19 protein-coding genes are annotated in these 19,456 nt (G+C 71.4%); 6 read left to right on the top strand and 13 right to left on the bottom strand.

Annotated features, from left to right (window positions below):
- Positions 1 to 24 precede the first annotated feature (24 nt).
- Positions 25 to 246, top strand: a complete 222-nt coding sequence (locus OO52_RS54640) for a hypothetical protein (protein WP_420711418.1) — start codon at positions 25 to 27, stop codon at positions 244 to 246.
- Positions 174 to 449 carry an OsmC family protein gene (locus tag OO52_RS54635; RefSeq protein WP_420711420.1) on the top strand — a complete coding sequence of 92 codons (276 nt, stop codon included), beginning with the start codon at positions 174 to 176 and terminating at the stop codon, positions 447 to 449. Before OO52_RS54640 ends, OO52_RS54635 begins: the two co-directional genes overlap by 73 nt.
- A gap of 475 nt (positions 450 to 924) precedes the next feature.
- Here the strand turns inward: OO52_RS54635 and OO52_RS23730 are convergent, their stop codons facing one another.
- From OO52_RS23730 to OO52_RS23720, 3 genes are all read right to left on the bottom strand, one after another.
- Complete coding sequence (locus tag OO52_RS23730) at positions 925 to 1,476, bottom strand: hypothetical protein (protein ID WP_030646317.1); 552 nt, start codon at positions 1,474 to 1,476, stop codon at positions 925 to 927.
- 373 nt (positions 1,477 to 1,849) lie between these two features.
- Complete coding sequence (locus tag OO52_RS23725) at positions 1,850 to 2,788, bottom strand: alpha/beta fold hydrolase (protein WP_030646319.1); 939 nt, start codon at positions 2,786 to 2,788, stop codon at positions 1,850 to 1,852.
- 111 nt (positions 2,789 to 2,899) lie between these two features.
- A complete protein-coding gene (locus tag OO52_RS23720; protein WP_030646321.1) occupies positions 2,900 to 3,865 on the bottom strand; it encodes an RNA polymerase sigma factor in 966 nt (321 codons plus the stop codon).
- An 896-nt stretch (positions 3,866 to 4,761) separates the two neighbouring features.
- Between OO52_RS23720 and OO52_RS23715 the strand changes: the two genes are divergently transcribed.
- Positions 4,762 to 5,697 (top strand): pyridoxamine 5'-phosphate oxidase family protein, encoded by a 936-nt coding sequence (locus OO52_RS23715; RefSeq protein WP_030646322.1) that lies wholly within the window; start codon positions 4,762 to 4,764, stop codon positions 5,695 to 5,697.
- Positions 5,698 to 5,958: 261 nt separating this feature from the next.
- Here the strand turns inward: OO52_RS23715 and mqnP are convergent, their stop codons facing one another.
- The 3 genes from mqnP to OO52_RS23705 all read right to left on the bottom strand — a co-directional run bounded on the left by mqnP (position 5,959) and on the right by OO52_RS23705 (position 9,467).
- A complete protein-coding gene (gene mqnP / locus OO52_RS23710; RefSeq protein WP_030646324.1) occupies positions 5,959 to 6,864 on the bottom strand; it encodes a menaquinone biosynthesis prenyltransferase MqnP in 906 nt (301 codons plus the stop codon).
- Positions 6,865 to 7,655: 791 nt separating this feature from the next.
- Entirely contained in the window at positions 7,656 to 7,808 is a 153-nt protein-coding gene (locus tag OO52_RS52900) for a hypothetical protein (RefSeq protein ID WP_234337932.1), read from the bottom strand.
- 852 nt (positions 7,809 to 8,660) lie between these two features.
- Positions 8,661 to 9,467, bottom strand: a complete 807-nt coding sequence (locus OO52_RS23705) for a mycofactocin-coupled SDR family oxidoreductase (RefSeq protein ID WP_030646326.1) — start codon at positions 9,465 to 9,467, stop codon at positions 8,661 to 8,663.
- A 362-nt stretch (positions 9,468 to 9,829) separates the two neighbouring features.
- Between OO52_RS23705 and OO52_RS23700 the strand changes: the two genes are divergently transcribed.
- Together OO52_RS23700 and OO52_RS23695 are read left to right on the top strand one after the other, a co-directional pair.
- Positions 9,830 to 10,432: a VOC family protein gene (locus OO52_RS23700; RefSeq protein ID WP_030646328.1), complete on the top strand. Its 603-nt coding sequence runs from the start codon at positions 9,830 to 9,832 to the stop codon at positions 10,430 to 10,432.
- A gap of 147 nt (positions 10,433 to 10,579) precedes the next feature.
- Positions 10,580 to 11,062 (top strand): SRPBCC family protein, encoded by a 483-nt coding sequence (locus OO52_RS23695; protein WP_030646331.1) that lies wholly within the window; start codon positions 10,580 to 10,582, stop codon positions 11,060 to 11,062.
- Positions 11,063 to 11,281: 219 nt separating this feature from the next.
- Here the strand turns inward: OO52_RS23695 and OO52_RS23690 are convergent, their stop codons facing one another.
- On the bottom strand, positions 11,282 to 12,058 hold the full coding sequence (locus OO52_RS23690) for a GNAT family N-acetyltransferase (RefSeq protein WP_030646333.1): 777 nt from the start codon (positions 12,056 to 12,058) through the stop codon (positions 11,282 to 11,284).
- Between the two features lie 184 nt (positions 12,059 to 12,242).
- Between OO52_RS23690 and OO52_RS23685 the strand changes: the two genes are divergently transcribed.
- Positions 12,243 to 13,352 (top strand): trypsin-like serine peptidase, encoded by a 1,110-nt coding sequence (locus tag OO52_RS23685; RefSeq protein WP_030646335.1) that lies wholly within the window; start codon positions 12,243 to 12,245, stop codon positions 13,350 to 13,352.
- 113 nt (positions 13,353 to 13,465) lie between these two features.
- On the opposite strand, the gene OO52_RS23680 is transcribed toward OO52_RS23685, so the two are convergent.
- The 6 genes from OO52_RS23680 to OO52_RS23655 form a co-directional block, all read right to left on the bottom strand.
- Complete coding sequence (locus tag OO52_RS23680; protein ID WP_234337931.1) at positions 13,466 to 14,110, bottom strand: hypothetical protein; 645 nt, start codon at positions 14,108 to 14,110, stop codon at positions 13,466 to 13,468.
- Positions 14,111 to 14,905: 795 nt separating this feature from the next.
- Positions 14,906 to 15,550: an HAD family hydrolase gene (locus OO52_RS46125; RefSeq protein WP_051816334.1), complete on the bottom strand. Its 645-nt coding sequence runs from the start codon at positions 15,548 to 15,550 to the stop codon at positions 14,906 to 14,908.
- On the bottom strand, positions 15,547 to 16,695 hold the full coding sequence (locus OO52_RS23670; protein ID WP_030646340.1) for a hypothetical protein: 1,149 nt from the start codon (positions 16,693 to 16,695) through the stop codon (positions 15,547 to 15,549). The genes OO52_RS46125 and OO52_RS23670 overlap by 4 nt, the downstream gene beginning before the upstream one ends.
- A gap of 60 nt (positions 16,696 to 16,755) precedes the next feature.
- Positions 16,756 to 18,363, bottom strand: coding sequence for an amino acid adenylation domain-containing protein (locus OO52_RS23665; protein ID WP_030646343.1), 1,608 nt, complete (start codon positions 18,361 to 18,363; stop codon positions 16,756 to 16,758).
- A gap of 32 nt (positions 18,364 to 18,395) precedes the next feature.
- Positions 18,396 to 19,133 (bottom strand): thioesterase II family protein, encoded by a 738-nt coding sequence (locus OO52_RS23660; protein WP_234339716.1) that lies wholly within the window; start codon positions 19,131 to 19,133, stop codon positions 18,396 to 18,398.
- A gap of 51 nt (positions 19,134 to 19,184) precedes the next feature.
- Positions 19,185 to 19,433 (bottom strand): phosphopantetheine-binding protein, encoded by a 249-nt coding sequence (locus OO52_RS23655; RefSeq protein WP_030646346.1) that lies wholly within the window; start codon positions 19,431 to 19,433, stop codon positions 19,185 to 19,187.
- Between the last annotated feature and the right edge of the window lie 23 nt (positions 19,434 to 19,456).

The following is a 19,456-nucleotide window of genomic DNA, read 5'->3' as shown; positions in this document are numbered from 1 at the left end:
CAGCACTCGTTCCGAGCAGCAGCCATGGCAGTCAGCTACACCGCCGTCGTCGACGTCGACGGAGAGGATCGCAACGGCGGGCACGTTCGCTCCTCCGACGGCCTGCTTCAGGTCAGCCTCGCCCTGCCCAAGGAGCTGGGCGGTGCCGGCACCGCGACCACCCCGAGCAGCTCCTGGCCGCCGGCTGGGCCGCCTGCTTCCTCGGCGCACTGCGCCGCGCCGCCACCACCCGCAAGATTCGCCTGACCAGCATCACCATCACCGCCGAGTTCACCCTCACCCACGGCGACGACGGCGAGTTCAACCTCTCCGCCGTCCTCAACCCCGTCCTCGGCGGCGTCGACCAGGCCACCGCCGAGGCACTCGCCCACGCGGCCCACCGGGTCTGCCCGTACTCCAAGGCCACGCGCGACGACATCCCCGTCACCATCGACGCCACCACCGTCTGACACCCACACCCACCAGACCGCGGGTCCCGTGCCCCTTCCCCCGGCACGGGACCCGCCACCTGCTTCACACCCACACCGCCGACCGGACAGCGAGGGCGGGACATGACCTACGGCACATCGGCCTCTGTCGTGCCCTCCTCAGCCGTGTCGCCGCCGTTCCGGGCGAGCGGCCGGCCCCGGCGGCACCGGGCTCCACCGAGCCGGCCGGGACACAGGTGTGGAACCAGGCGGAGAGCGCGGTGCTCATGGGATACGGCCCCAGGCCGTCCAGCCTTCTCTGACAGAGCACGCCGTGCGCCCGACGGAACAGCGAAGGCCGGTCCGGTACGCGAAGTACCGGACCGGCCCGTGGCACCGACGGGGCGGCCGGGCCGGAGTGGACGGGTCGTCGCACATGTCCGAGGGAGATTCACCCATCCCGAGAACAGGGCGGTGTCCGCTGGTGGACAGCCTGCCTGCGGGACGGGCGCAGATGTCAGGCGCCGGACCCCCGCAGGGTGTACATGACCGAACGCTGCTGCTTGTGACGCCGGACGCGGCCCTTGGCGACCAGCGACTCAAGGGTGTTGCGCACCACCTGCGGGGTGGGGGCGCGGTCCGGGTACTTCGCCATCAGCTCGTCCCGCAGTTCCTTCGCCGGCCGCGCCTCGTCGTGGTGGCTGAGCAGATCCGTGAGCAGGTCACCGAGCAGGGGCAGGCGCGACTTCCCCTCCGCGCCCGCCTGCGCCGCGCCGCCCGCGGTGGCGGGCCCGGCCGATACCGACCGCCGTGACCCGACTCCACCCGAAGCGCGCTTCGCCTTCCCGACGGCCGGCTCGGCCTGCAACTGCTCCGGCAGACGCGATGCGTCCGCGAAGCCCTCGTACCGCTCGGCGAGGTTCAAGATGTCCGCCAGAAGTGCCTCCTCCTGCTTCAACATCTCGATCTTCGACGTCAGCTCCTGCTGCCGTCGGTGGTTCTCCTCGAGGTCCGATGCGGCCTGCTGCACGTACCGCGATCGGAGTGTGGTGGCTGACTTCGTGGTCACGACCAATCACTCCTTGATGGGGACGGTTCGTCGGTCATGTTCACTCTTCACGATAAGTGCTGATGTGCCCTCGCGGGGAAAGACGACGCCGACGTTTCTTACCCACACGAGTCGCCTCCCGAACAGGATGCCCGGTACGTGTGCCGACGAATCTCGCAGACCTCCCAGAGACATGTGTGAGCGCGCTCAGGGGTGCGGAGCGATAGGTGTGCCAGGCTGCATGAGACCCGTCATGACGGCTCAGGCCAAGTACGCGCTGCACGGTCCGGGCGAGGCGGTCCGCCCGCGCCGCTTCCGAGGAGCGCGCCCCTGCCGAGGCTTCCGTGCGCCGGCCGGAACGGGCCGGCGCACATCACGTCGGGGGACGCGGTTGCTACGCGGCCTCGTCCCGCGGTGTCGTTTCCCGGACGAAGTCGCGGACCGCCTCCGCGAACCTCTCGGGCTCCTCGATGTGCCCCATGTGACCGCTGTTCTCCAGGATCAGCAGCCGCGAGTCGGGGATCAGTTCGTGCAGTTCGCGGCTCCAGCGCACTCCGCAGATCACGTCGTGTCGGCCCACGATGACCAGAGCCGGCACCGTCAGTCCTTTGAGGGCGGCACGGTCGTCGATGACGTCGGGGGTGAGGTCCTCGTCCAGGCCCGAGATGTAGGTGGCCCGGACCGCGTCCCGGAAGGGTGCGAACGTCTCCTCGTTGCCCCAGTAGTCGGCGAAGTACGACGGCAGCACGCCCCGTGCGACCGCCACGGTGTCCTCGTCGCTGGACATGCTGGACATCGCGGCGAACGCGGCCAGCACGTCCGGCAGTCCCGGATGGCCGGCGTGCTTCGCGACGAACGCCTCCACCATGCGGCCCGCCTCCGCGGCGTGTTCGGGGCCCGTGACAGGAGCGCCGTCGTAGAGCACGACACCCGCCAGCTGCTCGGGGTGGTGCAGGGCGTGGTAGGCGGCCACGAACGCTCCGTGCGAGTGCCCCAGCAGATGAACCTCGGGCACCCCGAGCCGGTTGATCAGCGTCTTGAGGAAGCTGCTGTAGCGCTCCCGGGTGTAGCCGTGCGGGTGCGAGGGAAGACGGCTGTCCTCGGCAGTGCCCACGGGCTCCACGTACACCATGGTCAGGTGCTCTTCCAGGGCGGGCATCCGCATGTACTCCCAGAAGATGCCGGGCCCGCCCGAGTGGGCCACGCACACCGGACCGCTGCCATGGACGTGATAACGCTGGACCAGTCCGGCAAGCCGGTAGGTGTGGGTGCCGGGGGAGAGGGGGTCGGTGTCGGGAGTCAAGCCGTCGTGCTGCGCGTTCGACGCGGTCATCGGGGCCTCCATGAGCCGTGTGGATGTGGGATACACCGACACGACGCCGCCGCAGCCGGAAAGTTGGATCCGGTTTACGTGATCCGGGTCACAGGGTGGACAGGGGTGGGCTCAGACCGCCACGGGCTTGGCGAGCGCCTCCGGGCGGGGGCTGTGGTACAGCGAGACCCGGTCGACGCGACCCCCGTCCAGCGTCATGATCCAGGCGACTGCCGGCGGGCAGTGGTCCGGGTCGTCCGCCGGGTTGATCAGGTCCATCTCCCACACGACCAGGGACCGGCCGGCCACGATGTGACGGGGCCGCTGGCGCACCCCCGCCGAGAGGTCGCAGTCCATGCCCGCCAGCATCAGGTCGACACCGCCGAGCCGTTCCCCGCCCACCAGCAGTGCGACCCCGGGCGAGTAGCGGTCCTCGACCACCCTGTGGAACTCGCCGCGCTCGGCGGCCGCGAGCGTGTCGTGCGCCTCCCGCCAGCTCTCGGCCGTACGGCGCAGCACGTCCTCGTGCCCGGAGTCCACCGTGGCCGCCAGGGTCCGGGCCAGGGCGGCGCGGGCGTCGTGCAGGCGGCTGCGCACGGTACGCACCGGCACCGCACAGGCCTCGGCGATCTGCTGGTAGGAGGTGATCCCGGTGGAGAAGTAGCGCAGCACCACCGGCAGCCGCAGGGTGGGGGACAGCGACTCGACCGCCTCCCAGATCCAGTCCCGCAGCGCGTGGCTCTCCAGCACCTGCTCGGGTGTGCCGTCGTCCTGCGGCAGCGGCACCTCGTCCACGAGTTCCGTCCGCCAGGAGGACCGCAGCAGGCTGCGGCAGTGGTTGCGTACCACCATGCGCAGCCACGGTCCCACCGCTTCGGGATCGCGTACGTCCACGATCCGCCGAAGCGCCACCAGCGCCGCCTCCTGCATGACGTCGTCCACGTCCGGACCCGGCCCCAGCAGGCTGAGTGCCACCGCGCGCATCCTGGGCCGGTGCCGCTCCAGCAGCAGGGCCAGGGCCGACACATCGCCGGCCTGCGCGGCCCGGGTCAGGGCGGCGTCCTCCCATGTCCCGGCGTCATCCCACGACCCGCCCATACCTTGTCCTTCACACCGAGACACCTGACTGCCCTCGACTCTAACGCTTCGAAGGGGGACAGGTGCGTCAGCGTAGCGAGGGCCGGGGCCGGCCCGAGTGAGGGTGGGCCCCGTGGCGGTTCGATCACCGCTTCGCTCGGAAGAGCGTTCCCGGGCCGACGGGGGTGAAGCGGCCGCCCCCACATCAGGGAAGTACGTGTGGACGGCCGCTCCCTTCCTGCGGCCGGGCCAGCCGATGAACACACCGGCCGCAGGAGTCCTCCGCTGAGACAACGGACCGGTAACCTGCGCGGGTTCACGGATCGGGCGAGGAAAACACGCGCGTCCATGCTGCCTCGGGCCTGTGCGAGGGTGCGGCGGTGATCGTCTCCGACCCACTGGAGGAGGACCAGGAAGACGAATGTGTCCCCAGCGTGCCGCTGCGCCATGCCGTGGTGCGGCCGCAGTCGGCCTGCCACCCACGCGCACGGGCCCCGGAAGGGAGCCGGAGCCTGACCCGATCCCCGGCCCTGCGCACCGGTGCGCAAGTCGGCCCAAGCCAGTCCTGCGACCGGAGCCGGCGCCGTTTCGACACGACCCGTCTTCAGTGCCGCAGACCACGTGTCCCGGCACGTGACCCTCCTCTGACGACCGATGTTGGTACGGCCGGGACCGGCGGGCACGTGCGGCACACACTGGTAGCCTGCCCACGACGGCCGGCCCCGAGTGCCGAACGAACCACCCGATGACGGGCGGCAGTTGCCCCACCACCAGTCATGAACACGTGTCTCCCGAAGCGGGTCCTCGTCGGGAGGCGCCGGGCGAAGCGCGGCCCCGGGAAACCCGGCGCCCGCGTCCGATGACCACGGGGAGGCCGCACCGCCGTCTGCCACGCCTGCTCACTGGAGAGAAGAACCGTGACAACGCTCGACGAAGCGCCCCTGGACGTCCTGGACGCCTACCGAACCTGCGAGTTCGTCACTCTCGGACGAGACGGCACCCCAGCCGCCTGGCCGACGGCCGTACGCCGGAACGAGGACGGCACCCTGCTGCTGACCACCTCGCTCGCCTTCGCGCAGAAGGCACTGAACGTCCGCCGCGACGGACGCGTCGGCCTGCTCTTCTCCGACCCCACGGGCAGCGATCTCACCGACGCGCCGCAGATCTTCGTGGGCGGCAGGGCGGAATGCCCCGACGAGATCATGACGGGCCCCGAAGGCGCCGAGGACTACTGGCGGATGCTCTTCGAACGGCAGCCGCACAGCCGGTCGTACGTCTCCGCTCCCGTGCGCTGGACGATGGACTGGTACTACCTGCGACTGCTGATCACGGTGACGCCCGAGCGGGTCGTCGTCAGGCCGCCGTTCAACGTGACCGGGCCGCAGGACGGCCGGCCGGACGCCGGCCCGAGCCCGCTGCCGGGCGCCGAGCAGCTGTCCAGGTACGCCAGCGCGGTGCTGGCGGCCCGCGACGCGTCCGGAGCACCGGTCCTGGCCCGTACGCGTCCGGCGCCCACCGACGGCGGCTACGCCATGGAGGTGCCCGCCGACTGCGCCGCGGTTCCCGGGCCCGCCTCGCTGCTGGTGCACCGCCACGACGAGTTGATGAACAACATGCACAACGCGCTGGTCCGCGGCCGGCTGGAGACAGCCGGTGACCGACTGCTGCTGGTCCCGGAGAAGGTCGTGGAACCGATGGGCTCCGGGCGCGCCAGTGACGCCCTGGGCGTGCTGCGCCGGACGAAGCGGGCCACCGAGCGCTATCTCGAACGGCGCGCGCTGCCGCGGCCCAAGGTGCGCTGGGACGAGTTCCGGGCCCTGGCCGCCGCCGCTCGCCGGGGGAACGGCGACTGAAACCGGCGTCCCGAGCGCGGCGCCCGCGCCTCGGTCCCGGCATGACGTCGGCGTGGGACAGCTCGGACGCGTATCACCGGTTCACGGTCGATCCGGCACGACCGGCCGTGGGCCGGTGCGGACCACATCCGTCATCCTGGAATCCTCGCCCCCCGCCGGACCGTCGAACAGCACATCGCCAACTGCACCCAGGCCGCCCCGGCCTGCGGCGAAGGCGTCCGCAAGCCGTCGAGGCCCTGGCCGCCGGCACCCGCTGGGAGCTCAGCGGAGGGAGAGACCCCGCACCAGCAGGTCGAGCAGTGCGCACACGAACAGGGCGATGCCGATGAAGCCGTTCACCTGGAAGAAGGCGCGCTTGAGGCGGGACAGGTCGTGCGGGCGGACCAGGGTGTGCTCATAGCCGAAGGCCCCGGCCACGATGAGCAGACCCAGCCACAGAAGCGGGCCCGCGTGGGTGGCGAGGGCGTACCAGACGAACAGGGCCGTCGTGATGGTGTGGCAGGCCCGCGCTCCCCAGATGGCGGCCGGGACACCGAATCGCGCCGGCACCGACTTCACACCGATCGCGCGGTCGGTGTCGACGTCCTGGCAGGCGTAGATCAGGTCGAAGCCGCCGATCCATATGCCCACCGCGCCGCCGAGGATGACCGCGTCCCAGTTCCAGGTACCGGTCACGGCCAGCCAGGCTCCGACCGGCCCCATCGTCTGGGCCAGGGCGAGGAAGGCCTGCGGGAAGTTCGTGAAGCGCTTGGCGTAGGGGTAGACCACCATGGGCACCACGGCGACGGGTGCCAGCGCCAGGCACAGGGGGTTCAACAGGGCCGCGGCGGCGAGGAAGACCACGACGGCGATCAGCGCGCCCGTCCGCGCGTTCCGCACGGACACGGCCCCGGTCACCAGCTCACGGCCGGCGGTGCGCGGGTTGCGGGCGTCGATCTCACGGTCGATGATCCGGTTCGCGGCCATCGCGAAGGTGCGCAGGGCCACCATCGCCACGGTCACCAGCAGCAGGTCCACCCACTGGACGGCGCGGTCCCGCTCGTACATGGCGGTGAGGGCGGCGATGTAGGCGAAGGGCAGCGCGAACACCGAGTGCTCGATCATCACCAGGCGCAGGAACGCCCGGGTGTGCCCCGGTCCCGGGACTGCCACGGAAGCTGTACTCACCCGCTCATACTCCTTGCTCCACCGTAGGTCGCAAGGTGGCGACAGGTGTGAGGGTGGCGTCGGTATGTCTGTGGTCGCTCATACTAGCCATGTGTGTACGCGAGGCACACACCCACGCCGACTGACCCACCAACGGCCGACCGGTATTGCTCGGGGCCCGGTGACGAACGTCTGCCCTACGGGGTGTGAGGGGTGCCTGTCCGCGGGAGCGGCGACCGGGAGCAGGGCTGAGCATCTTGCCCTGGGGAAGTCCTCGGGCTGCCGGGTCGGATGGGCGTCGATCCGGGCACCGTCGCCCTCGGGGACCATCGTGGACGTCCGGCCGCCGCCACGACCGTCCGGCACGGCCCGGCAGAACCAGCAGAGCGTGGCCGGGGCAGCCGCCCGGCAGCGCTGGACGTCGAAAGCCGGCCCGCGCACCGGCCCTGACTCCGTCCCTTCCCACCCGGGTCGTACCGCGACACCACTGGCCGCGGTACGACCGGATTCCACCGGTATCCGCGGATTCCGTGCGCTGCCGAAGAGACCGAAGGGACCGACATCGGAACCATGGCGCGGCGCCGTGCTATCAGAGATTGCGGGTACGCAGCGCGAGGAGTTCGGTCCGGTGCCGCTCGGCCACCGCGGCGGTGTCGGACCGGGTGCAGCCGTGGGTTGTCGGCGGCATGCGCGACGTACAGCTCGGCGGTGACCCGGTCGGGCGAGCAGGTGAGGGCTGTCGGGTGCCTCGATCGCCGGCCCGGCGCCACGGGGCCCGTCCGCATGGGTGCCCGCCGTGACATGTGCGTCTCTCATCGGACGGGGAGGGGCAGGGGGCCGACGCTATTGCCGAACACGGCACCGGCGTGCGCGCCGGCGAAGTCCTCGCTGCTCAGCCGTACCCCCGGCGGCAGGAAGGCGTCTCCCTCGTCCTCTCGGTACCGGCCCGTGCCGATCTGCTCCATGAACGGGACGAAGACGGTCCGCTCGGCTCCCCTGGGGGTCGCCTTGCCGTGCTCCAGCCGGGTGGAGTCGGCCTCTTGTACGGGCCCTCTGACAGGTCCAGCAGGTCGAACCAGTCCCGGGGCAGGCCGGTGTCGGCCGGACGCGCACCCGGCGAGCTGACCCTGGGCACCGACGGCATCCTGCGCGCCGGCACTCCATGCCCGTCCGGGTAAGTGAGGACGAGGCGCCCCTGGTCGGTGACCATGGCGGTGACCGCTCGGGGGTCGGGGCCCCCCGAGATCCGGACGGGCACTCCGGGCCAGGCCTCCAGCGCCAGACACTGGTCGCGGAGCAGGGTGAGCTGCCCCGGCGTCGTGCCGGGAATGGCGACCTGCCACAGGTCGCGCCCCTGGACGCGGCCACGCAGGACGGCCCTGCCGGCGCGCCCGTGCTCCGGGGCGTAGGCGACACCAGGGACGCGAGGGCGAGTGGCCGGCCCGCCCTCGGCACGGTCACGTCAGCGCTGCTCATCGCGGGCGTCGGGGCTGTTGGACAGCGCGGTGACGCGCGCGGCGGAAGGCGGCCGTCCCGCCGGGGGAGAAGGGACGGCCGCCGGGTCCGCCGCACCTCGATCGTGCGGCGGAGCTTCCCATCCGACAACGCGGACGGGACCCCGAAAGGTTCACACCCGTCGGCTCAAGCCCGAGATGGTCCGCCGCCTCGGACTTCCTCGTCTCCGGGTTCCGCTGCGAACGAGTCGGCGGAACCGGCCGGATGGCGAACCCGTGGGCCGGTCACCTGGCCTGGAGGGGACCGGCGAAGGACTCGCGCAGCGACGATGCGCCCGTGAACCCGCGGAGCGCGTCGCGTGGTCAGCGACTGATCAGGCCGGCGTTCACGGGCATGGCGGTACCGGTGACGTACCGTGATTCGTCGGAGGCCAGATACAGCACCGCGTTGCTGACCTCCGCGGGTTCGACGGTGTCGGCCGCGAACCCTTGGTGGAACGTGGACCCCACCCGGGTGTCCGCCTGGACGTCCGCCACCGCGGGCAGCGTCTGCGGCATGCCCGTCCCGGATACGCCGATCGGGCGGACCGCGTTGACACGGATGCGGTCCTCGATCAGTTCGGCGGACAGCGAGCGCACCAGTCCGAAGACACCGTGCTGGGAGGCCGTGTAGGCCTCCGCGCAGGGCAGGCCCTCGACGCTGGCGACCGAGCCGATGACCACGACCGAACCGCCGCCGCGGGCCTGCAGATGCGGAATCGTGGCGACCATCGTGTTCCAGGTGCCGGTGAGGTTCACACCTATCACCGCCTCCCACTGCTGCCCGTCCGTGTCGTTCCAGCGCCCGAACGCCGCCACACCCGCGTTGGCCACCACGATGTCCAGGCCCCCGAGTTCGGCGACCCCGGCTTGCACCGCCTCCGCGAGAGCCTGGCGTTCTCGGACGTCCACCTGGGCCGTCACGACCCGGCGGCCCGCCTCGGTCACCAGGTCCCCGGTGATGCGCAGATCGCCGGGGGTGGCCATCGGATAGCCGATGCCGGCGACCGTTGCGCAGATGTCCAGCGCGATGATGTCGGCACCCTCCTCGGCGAGGCGTACGGCGTGACTGCGGCCCAGCCCGCGTGCCGCGCCCGTCACCAGGGCGATCTTGTTCTCCACACGTCCCATACCGTCTCCTCGAAGAAGAAGTGTGTGTCCGCCGCCGGAGGGGCGGAGGCCGTCCACCGAGCCGGTGCGCGACCGGCGGACCGGTGCGGCCGGCTCGGGGCGCCGGGGTTCGGCCCGCTCACTAGGGACACGGAATCCGGGGGCGCCGGGGATCACATGTCCGTCGCGGGGCACGGCGCCCGGTGACGGACCGTCGTAGCGGCTGCTCAGGCGGGTGGCACTGTACGGGCAGAGACGACGCGTCCTCGGCGATCGACCTCGAGTACTTAGATACATATCCAACCTTATTGGTTTTGATGCTGGTGGAGACGTAGGGTTCATCCAGGTACGTGTGAGATGTCCGAAGTGAGGAGGCATACGTCATGGCGGCAGAACCGGCGCGGTTCATCTCCGACGAGCGGCTCGAGGTGGTGACGATCCCCGTGTCCGACGTAGAGCGGGCCAAGGAGTTCTATCTACGGCTCGGTTGGCGACTGGACCGCACGCCACCCGCGAAGGTGCAGGTCACCCCGCCGGGCTCGGCGTGTTCGGTGCAGTTCGGAACGGGCCTGACCACGGCCGCACCCGGCTCGGCCCAGAACATGTACCTGTGCGTCCCCGACATCGTCGCGGAACGGAACAGGCTGGTGGAACTGGGGGTCGAGGTGGGCGACTACTACCACACCGGAGGGGCCGTTCCCGAGCCCGGACTGCACCCCGAGCGGGAGAGCTACCGTTCGCACTTTCCCTTCCGCGATCCGGACGGCAACTCGTGGCTGGTCCAGGAGGTCACCTCCCGCCTGCCGGGCCGTATCGGTCCCGGCCCGACGGCTTTCACCTCAGCGGACGACCTCGCCCGGGCCCTGCGCCGGGCGGCCGCGGCGCACGCCGAGCGGCTGAAGAGCACCGGCGACGTGGACACGGGCTGGGCAGAGTGGTACGCCGCGTATCTGGTGGCCGAGCAGACCGGAAGCGGCGGGAGCTGACCTGCCGGGCCGGTGAACGGCAAGTCGGATGACGTATGGACCCCCATGGGGGATGCCGCATCCTGGGCAGGGGCAGGTCCTCCGGCTCGCGCCGCCAGCGCCGCCGGAGGGTGACCTGAAGCCGCGAGCAGCGTGAGAGAGAGTCGGATGCGCGTCCCCGCAGAAAGCCACCCGGACATCCACTGGCCGTCCGGCTTCTCACCTGCCGAAGCCCACGGCTTCCATCACGTCCAGGCCGTCGTACCGGGCCCGCCCGAACGGGTCTTTCGCCTGCTCACCGACGTGGCGGGCTGGACCGGCTGGATTCCGGGGTGCGAGGCGGTCAGCACTCCGACCTTCACCCGGACCTTCGAGGTGCTCTGGTCCGGTCACCGGTTCGAGGTCTACGTGGGGGAGCACGTACCGCCCCGCCGGCTCGGCTGGATGAGTGTCGGGACCGGTGTCCGGCTTTATCAGACGTATCTGCTCACCGAGGCCGGGGACGGCACGGAGATCGTCGCCGAGAGCGCCGTCCGCGCCTCTCTCCCCAAGACGTTCGACACGCTGTCGCCCGCCTGGGTGGAGCGCCTCGACGACCTGTGGCACGCCCAGCTCACGCGGCTGACGGACGAACGGCCGCCGAGCGCGTGATCCGTTTCCCGCCGCCCCGGCTCGCGACGGCGGGCACCCCGCGGATCACGGACACCTTCCGGATGACCGGGCATCCTCCCGACGGCCGGGCGCCGCGGCCCCTGCTCCGTCCGGGGCGCGCGGTCGTCGTACGACGGCACACGTGATCCGCCCCGGGCGGCGTGGGCCCGGCGCAGCGGCCCACCGGCCGACCCCAGGGGCCGCTGAACACCCACGCGTTCAGGCCGTGAAAGTCGCCCACGACTCCTCGGTGCGGAAACCGACCTGTTCGAAGAGCGGCAGCGCCTCGTCGCTGGAGTGCAGATACGCAGTGTGCGCCCCGGCGGCCCGGCCGTCCCGCAGGATCGCCTCGGTCACCGCGCGGCCGACCCCCTGCCGCCGGTGGTCGCGCAGGGTACCGATGTTGGCGAGCCCGACATGCCGTTCGGTGAGGATCGCCAGCCCCGCTCCGGCCGGCACCCCGTCCACCTCGGCGAGGTAGGCCCGGACGAAGGGCTGCCCGAGGACGAAGGGCGTGTACAGGCTGCTGATGATCATCGGTGGAGCCCCGAAGGCGGCGCCGAGGACGGTGGCGAAGGTCTGGTGTTCGTCGTCGTCGAGCGGACGCACGGTCACGGTCCCCTGGCCGGACTCCCGGTTGTCGCGGTCCTCGTCCAGCGAAAGCAGCATGAAGGGCTGCTGAGTGAGCGTGCGGAGCCCGTGAGCGGCGGCGATGCCGAGGATCTCCGCACCGGGCTCGCCCCGCAGCCGGATGCTCCAGGGGAGCCGAGCGACATGCGGGGCGGCCTTCTCGCAGAGCAGCTCGATCTCCGCCGCGTACGGCACGTCGGTCACACTCATGATGCTGTTGAGCATGGGGATCATCGAGCCGGTGACGGCCAGCAGCGCACCGCGGGGACCGCGCTCGTGCAGGCCGTTCGGGAGGACATCAGCAAGCCGCTCCGTCGCCGCCTGGAAGGCCTCGGCCGCCTCGGAAACCGCACCATTCTTGGTCATACGTGTGAGTGTACAGTTTCCGTGCACTTGATACGTATGAACGGATACCGGTTCGCCGTTGTAGCTGGGGAGTACTCGCAGCGAAGACCGTCCGGGTCCGGCATCGAACCGCCTGCCCGCGCGCAGACACCGTCCGCACACTCCCATGACCGCTTCCTGACATCACGTGACTACCGTCCCGCGCATGCCCACACCTTCTCACGGCCCATACGGTCACCAGGACAGCACCCGCAGGACCCTCCGGCACACGATCGGCGCCTCCGTCGCGGTGTCGGCCGCCGTCGTCGCACTGGTCACGCCGACCGCGGCCGCCGACACCGCACGGCACAGCCCGTCGTCCACCAGCGCCGGCGCGGCGCGAGCGGACACCATCACCACGCACGTCGGCGCCACGACCACACAGGAGCGCAACCGGATCGACGCCTACTGGACCCCCGAGCGGATGAAGCTGGCAGGCGCCCTGGTCCCCGAGATCACCCCCGTCCCCGAGGACGACAACACGCCGGAGGATCCGCGGCCGCTTCCCTCGAACACGCCGGACTCCGGGGCGGTGTGGACACACGGCGGGGCGGTGGAGAAGAACGTCGGCCGCCTGTTCTTCACCTTCTCGGACGGCTACGACGGCAGTTGCACCGCGACGGTCGTCACCAGCGCCAACCGCAGTACCGTCATCACCGCAGCACACTGCCTGCGGGGCGTCGGCTCGCCTTCCGCCGACGACACCTGGAACCACAACTTCTACTTCGTGCCGGGCTACCGCAACGGAACGAAGCCGCTCGGCGGCTTCACCATTAGGACCATGGCCACCTCTTCCCGCTGGAACGCCGATCCGGACACCACCGCATCGTCGGACGTCGCCGCCGCCGGATACGACACGGGACTCCTCGTGGCGAACCCCGCTGCGGAGGGGCGCCCGATCGCGGTCATCACCGGAAGCCAGGGAATCGGTTTCGGCAAGCCCGCAGCGGACGAGTTCGTCCACGCCTTCGGATACCCGGACTACGGACTCAACGACCCCGGGGACAAGTACGTCGGGTCCCGCATGATCCACTGCGCGGGCACGAGCCACCCCGGTACCGAGGTCCCCCTGCTGTGGGGTGAAACCTGCGACATGTCGGCCGGGTCGAGCGGCGGCCCTCACCTGGCCCACTTCGACACCCGCACCGGCACGGGCACTGTCGTGGGCGTCACCACCACCGACGAGGAACTCGCGGGCGGGCAGACCCCCACGCTCTACGCCACGCGCTTCGGTGACAGCGCCCGCCGTCTCTACGACTGGGCGCAGTCGCGTTAGGACCCTCCCTGACACAGGGTTCGACTGCTGCCGCCGGGACCCGCAGCATGGGCGGGTCCCGGCGGCGTGCGGTCAGCCCGAACTCAGGCCCGCAGGGCGTTGGCCAGCCGACATCAGAGTCCGAACGCGGCGATCACCCGCTCAGTGAGATCGTCTTCCGTCATCGAGGTATCGACGTGGATGGTGTGCAGTTGGAGACGCTCGGCTTCCTCCTGAAGGCGACTTGTGAACATTGCGTCACGTTCCGCAATGTTGCGGCCGGCCTTTGCGGGATCGCTGGTCTTCCACACGAACCCTTGCCCTGGTACCGACCGACTCTGGATGGCGGCCTGGCGGAAATCGGGTGTGGGAAGAAGCCACACTGCGCGCTCAGGAGCAGCGAGCAGAGGTTTCACGAGGTGTGGCAGCAGCCGGAATCCCTCGACGATGACGTACGGCTCCTGCGGCAGGCGAAGGAGATCTTCAATGATCAGGCCGAAGCCCTCGCCTTGAAACCAGTGGAAGGTCTCAAGCATGACCTCCGGCGTCCGATTCACCCATCGCTCGTCCATGTCCATGGTGATGAACTTGTGTAGGTGGGGGGCCTCTTCAGGGGTGGTCCGCCTCGCGTGATCAGGCATCACGTCATCGGTCGCGTAGAGACGCCACCCGTAGCGATCGGCGAGTCGGCGGGCGATGGTCGACTTGCCCGCACCACTCCCGCCACCAATCCAGAAAACGTTCCGCAGCCGTGCCGGAAGCTCTGCGGCGTCGGCCACCTCTTTATACTGCCCAGGCTGCATCTCTCTCCGATCCGGTGGGACGACCAAGGCGAGCCTCGTTGCGGTCGTTGTGGTTGGTGGCCCCCCCTGAAACGCCGCCTGCTGCCGCCAGGGCCGCCCGGATTCGATGGTAGTCACCGCGCGAGCCGGACCAGCTTCTCGTCGGCGCCGGAGTTTTCAGGGCCGTTCACCGGCGCCGTCGCCTGTGCACCGCTCACCGTGGCGGAACCCGTCACGGCCCGGGCCGGCCTGGCCGACGACCGGGCGACAGCCCAATGGCGTCCAAACCGGTGGGCCGACCTCGTGCCTCCAGCCGTGGGGCGCCTGGCGCCAGAAGCACAGGTGGGCGACGACCTCCTGGTCCCCGGGCAGCAGCACCCACCGTGTGCCGCCTCGTGGACCCCCGTGCGCCCCGCGGGTCGTGTGCCAGGTGCGCCACCGGCACCTGGCGGCCGGTCGCCAGGCCCATGCCGCCGCCGCGCATCCGGGTGGTGAACTCCACCCGGTTGCCGCGCTGGTCGACGAAGGCGATGACCGGCGACCACGAGGGGTCCGCGTCACGCCTCTCCACCCGCACGCTTCCACCACGGCGCCCCAGGTGCGTATGGCCGTGCCGCCGCAGCCGCCGGAACACCGCGGTGTCCGAAGTCCGACCGCCGGGAACAGCACCGCGACCGCCCCGCACACGAGGACGCCGATGAACGCGTTTCCTGCCTTGCCGCCTCTTCCGTCCCCTCCCGTGCCGCCCGAATCACGGAAACAGGGGACGCGGATTCCGCGCGGGCGGTCCCGTCACACCCGCGCCGCGAGCAGTTCGGGCAGTGCCCTCATGTCCCCGAAGACCCGGACGCGCCCCGAGTACCGGCTCTCCTCCGGCCGGCCGGGCCGGTACCAGTGGACGCGCAGGCCCGCGTCGTGGGCGGAGCGCACGCCGACCTCGCTGTCCTCGACCGCGACGACGGTCTCGGGGTCCAACCCCAGCGCGCGTACCGCCTGCCGGTAGAGGCCGGGGTCCGGCTTCCAGGTGCCCAGTTCGTACGCCGAGAAGTGGGGGCCGGTGAAGAAGCCGGCGAGGCCGGTGCGGTGCAGGCGGTCCTCGATCATGCCGAGCGGGGAGTTCGACACCACGTACGCGGGTGCCGTGATCTCCCGTAGGGCCGCCGCCATCCCGGGGGTGGCGCGCAACCGGTTCGCCAGGTGCCGCTCGGCGATCTCCCTGACCCGCTCCACAGCGTCGTCCGGCAACGGGGCGTCCGTGTACCGGCCGATGATCGCGACCGACTCGCTCATCCGGCGGCCCGCGACCCGCTCGGCGAAGCCCTCGGCCGGGACCCGGGCGTGCACGGTCCCGGCGAACTCCAGCAGGGCCAGTACCTCGGCGTCCTGGCTGTCCACGAGCACGCCGTCGAGGTCGAAGAGCACGGTGCGCGCGGTCATGCGCCCAGCCCGTGCCGGCGCAGGAAGGCGTCGTAGCGCCCGGCGAGTTCGGTCGCCGCGGAGCGGGCGTCGGCGACCTTCAGCTCGGTGCAGTGGTAGCCCAGCATCTCCCGCATCACCGCCATGCGTTCCTCGGTGAACTGGACCGTTCCGTTGGCGGCCACGCGCTCGATCCCGTCCAGGAGCTGGCAGCGCCGATTGACGGCCTGGGCCGCCGAGGGGGTGGTGCCGGGCGGCAGGTCGAGTCGTACGCCGTCGCGCGACACCCGGACCGGGTAGCCGCCGGTCATGCCGCCGGGGGCGGGCGCGTGCAGGGTGTGCTCCGTGAGGGACAGCAGCGCGAGCAGGAGGCGCGCGGCGGAGGTGGCCGTCAGCTGCTGGCCCTCCTTGCCGCCCTGGCGCCGCAGGCCGCCGGCCAGCCGGGCGTACACCGCGTCGGCGTCGACCGTGGCCGGCGTCCCCGCGACGCGGACGTCGAGCAGGTGCGGGATGTCGCGGGCCTCGCCGAACCGGTGCACGTGGTGGCTGAAGTAGTGGTGCCCCACGGCCTTCACCTCGACCTCGGCCGGGGAGACGCCCAGTTCCTCGGCGGCCGCCCAGGTGATGCCGGGCACGATGTTGCCGATGTTGCCGATCCCGACGTCGGGCGCCAGGTCGAGGGCCGCGAGGGCGGGGCCGACCGCGTCGGGGTAGGCGCCGTTGACGACGACGGCCCGCGACTCCGCGAGGCGTACGGCCTGCATCAGCTCGTGCACGAGCGTGAGGTGCATCGGCAGCCAGGGGCCGAGCTGTGCCTCGTCGAGCCGTCGGAACAGGTCCTCGGGCAGGTCCATGATGGCGCGGGCGGCCTGGATGGAGGCGCCCATGAAGATGATCGTCGGTCGGATGCGCCTCAGTTGCTCCGCGGTGCGGTCCACGTCGGCCATGTCCATGGCCACCGCCTCGACCTCGCGTATCCGGCCGAGGTTGGCGGCCGCCAGCTTGGTCAGGTTCGCGAAGCGGGTGGCCCGCTCCGCCGAGCGGCTCGCGAGGACGAGCCGCGTCTCCGGCTCCGCGCTCGCCAGCAGATGACCCAACCGTATGGTGAGGTCACCGGAACCGATGAGGAGGATCTTCGGTACCTCACCGGTCGTGGTGCCTGACATGTCTCCTCCGCAGCGGGTCGAAGTGGTGGTGGGCGCGCGCACCCCGGCCGGGCGCGCGGCTCAGTGCGGTGTCTGTCCGAGGTCGGGGGCCGGCAGCGAGCGACGGTCGATCTTGCCGTTGGTGTTCAGCGGGAACGACTCCCGGTGCAGGAAGCGGCTCGGCAGCATGTAGCGCGGGAGCCGTTCGCGCAGGAAGCCGGTGAGTTCGGCGGGCGGGGTGACGGTACCCGTGTAGTGGGCGACCAGCGTCGCCTCCGGCCCGGCGTGGTGGGCGACCACGACGGCCTCCCGGACCGCGGGGTGGCGCGCCAACTGCGCCTCCACCTCGCCCACTTCGATGCGGTGTCCGCGCACCTTCACCTGGTCGTCCAGCCTGCCGAGGAAGACCAGTCCCTCGCCCTCCGCGCGGACCAGGTCGCCGGTGCGGTACCAGTCCGTGTCGCGGGGTGCCTCCCCCGCCGGCAGGGCGAGCGCGGCCGCCCCGGGCCGGCGGCGCAGGAACCGCCCCTCGTTGTGGGCCGGGTCGAGGTAGCCGGCGAACCGCTGGGGCCCGCGCAGACACAACTCGCCGGTCGTGGCGGGCTGTCCGTCCTCCCCGAGCACGACGCTCTCCAGGTGCGGCAGCACCTCGCCGATGGGCATCGTCCCGTTGGAGCCGGCGGGCACGAGCCGGCCGAAGCCGCCGAGGTCCTTGTGCACGCAGACGACGCTCATCTCGGTCGGCCCGTACATGTTGTGCAGTACGGCGTTGGGCGCGGCCTCGGCCCACTGCCGCGCCTGTTCGGCGGTGAGGCGTTCGCCGCCCAGCATGACCTTGGTCAGGGTGGGCATCGAGCCGGGGGCGAGCGCGCCGGTGCGTTCGGCGAGGCTGCCGAGGGACGGCACGCAGAACCAGTGCGTGATCCGGTGCTCGCCCACGAACCGGGAGGGCCGCAGCACGTCGTTGGCGCGTGGCACGACCAGCGCGCCGCCGGCCGCCCAGGTCACGAACATCTCATAGACGGCCACGTCGAAGGAGAACTCGACGTTCTGGGAGGTGCGGTCCTGCGGGCCGAGACCGCAGGCGTCGACGGCCCAGTCGATGAACGGCACGATGTTCGCGTGCCGGACGGGCACACCGCGCGGCGCACCGGTGGAGCCCGAGGTGTACAGGATGTAGGCGATGTCGTCCGGCCGTGGCGGGGCGGCGGCCGTTCCGCCCGGCCGGTCCCCGCCGTCGTCGCCCTCCGCCGCGCCGGTGCCGTCGGCCGGTTCCGTCAGCGACGCCTCGTCGACGAGCAGCGAGGGCACGCCGAGGTCGGGCCGCGCCCGGGTGCCGTCCCGCGTGCGCGAGGGCGCGCCGACGACGAGGTCGAGGGCGCCGTCCTTGACGACGGCCAGCTGCCGGGCGGGCGGGTGCGCGGGGTTGATCGGCACCGCCGCCGCGCCCAGCCGCAACGCGGCCAGATAGCCCGCGTAGGCCGTGAGGCTGCGGGCGGCCAGCAGCCCCACCCGTGCGGGGCGGCGGCCGGCCCGGCGCAGGATCAGTCCGGCCAGCCGGTCCGACAGGCGGTCCAGTTCCGCGTAGCTGAACGTCCGGCCGTCCACTTCCAGCGCGGTGCGGTCCGGATGGCGTGCGGCGGAACGGGCGAACAGCTCATGCAGGGTCGCGGGGGCGGCCGCTGCCACGGGCGGCTCCTTTCGTTGCGTACCGGGGGTCGTCACACCAGCTCCGCGACGGCGCGCAGCACGGCGGGCCAGGACTCGGTGAGGTACATGTGGCCGCCGGGGAACTCGACGGCCTGGAAGCCCGCCGAGGTGTAGGCCGCCCAGTCCCGCCAGTCGGGGGCCGGGACGGAGGCGTCGGCGGTGCCGCGAAGGGCCGTGAGCGGGACCGGCAGCGGACGGTGCGGCTGCGGGCGGTAGCCCTCGGACATCGCGATGTCGGCGCGCAGGGCGGGCAGCAGGAGGTCGCGGATCTCGGGGTCGGCGAAGGCTTCCGGCTGCCCGGTCAGCTCGCGCAACTGGGCGACGGCCAGCGCCGGATCGTCGGACAGTTTCTCGGGGCGGCGGCGCCGGGGGCTGACCGAGCCGCTGACCACCAGGTGCCGGGGCGGGGGACCGCCGGTCTCCAGCAGGTGGCGGGTCGCCTCGTAGGCGAGGAGGGCGCCGAGGCTGTGGCCGAAGAGGACGTAGGGGGCCCCGTCGGCGTGCCCGGCGACCCGGCCGGCGACGTCCTCTGCGGCCGCCCGGAGCGTACGGTGGAACGGCGCCGTGAACTCCTCCTCGCGTCCGGGGAGTTGAATCGGCACCACGTCGAGGTCGGCACCGGGTTCCGGCCGCCACCGCCGGTACACGCCGGCGCCCGCCCCCGCGTAGGGGACGCACATCATCGGCAGGGGCCGGGGAGTGGCCGGTTCAGGGAAGGGCGTCTCTTCCGCGACACGCGGAGCGGACACGTGTTTCCTCCGATCGCGGATTCTGATGTCCGGGGCCCTCCGTCCGCTGCGTCAGGACGAGTCGGCCGCGGAGCGCACAAGGTCGCGCAGCGCGTGGACGTTCTCGCTTTCCAGGATGTCGAGGAAATCTATCTCGACGCCCGTCTCCTCGTGGATCTTGGTGGAGAGAGTGAGGGCCCGGAAAGAATCCCCACCGTTCTCCAGAAAACCCAGATTCGGGTCGGAACCCACTCCGAGGACTTCTGCCCACAACACCGGAATACGGTCCGCACCGTTTTCCGTACCGGGGGTCTGGTTCATCTGGCTCCTCACCTCATCAAACG

The organism is Streptomyces flaveolus (assembly GCF_000716535.1).
In the GTDB taxonomy this organism is placed as follows: Bacteria; Actinomycetota; Actinomycetes; order Streptomycetales; family Streptomycetaceae; genus Streptomyces; species Streptomyces flaveolus_A.
The sequence above is the reverse complement of the archived record's forward strand: the minus strand, read 5'-3'. Positions and strand labels throughout refer to the sequence as shown.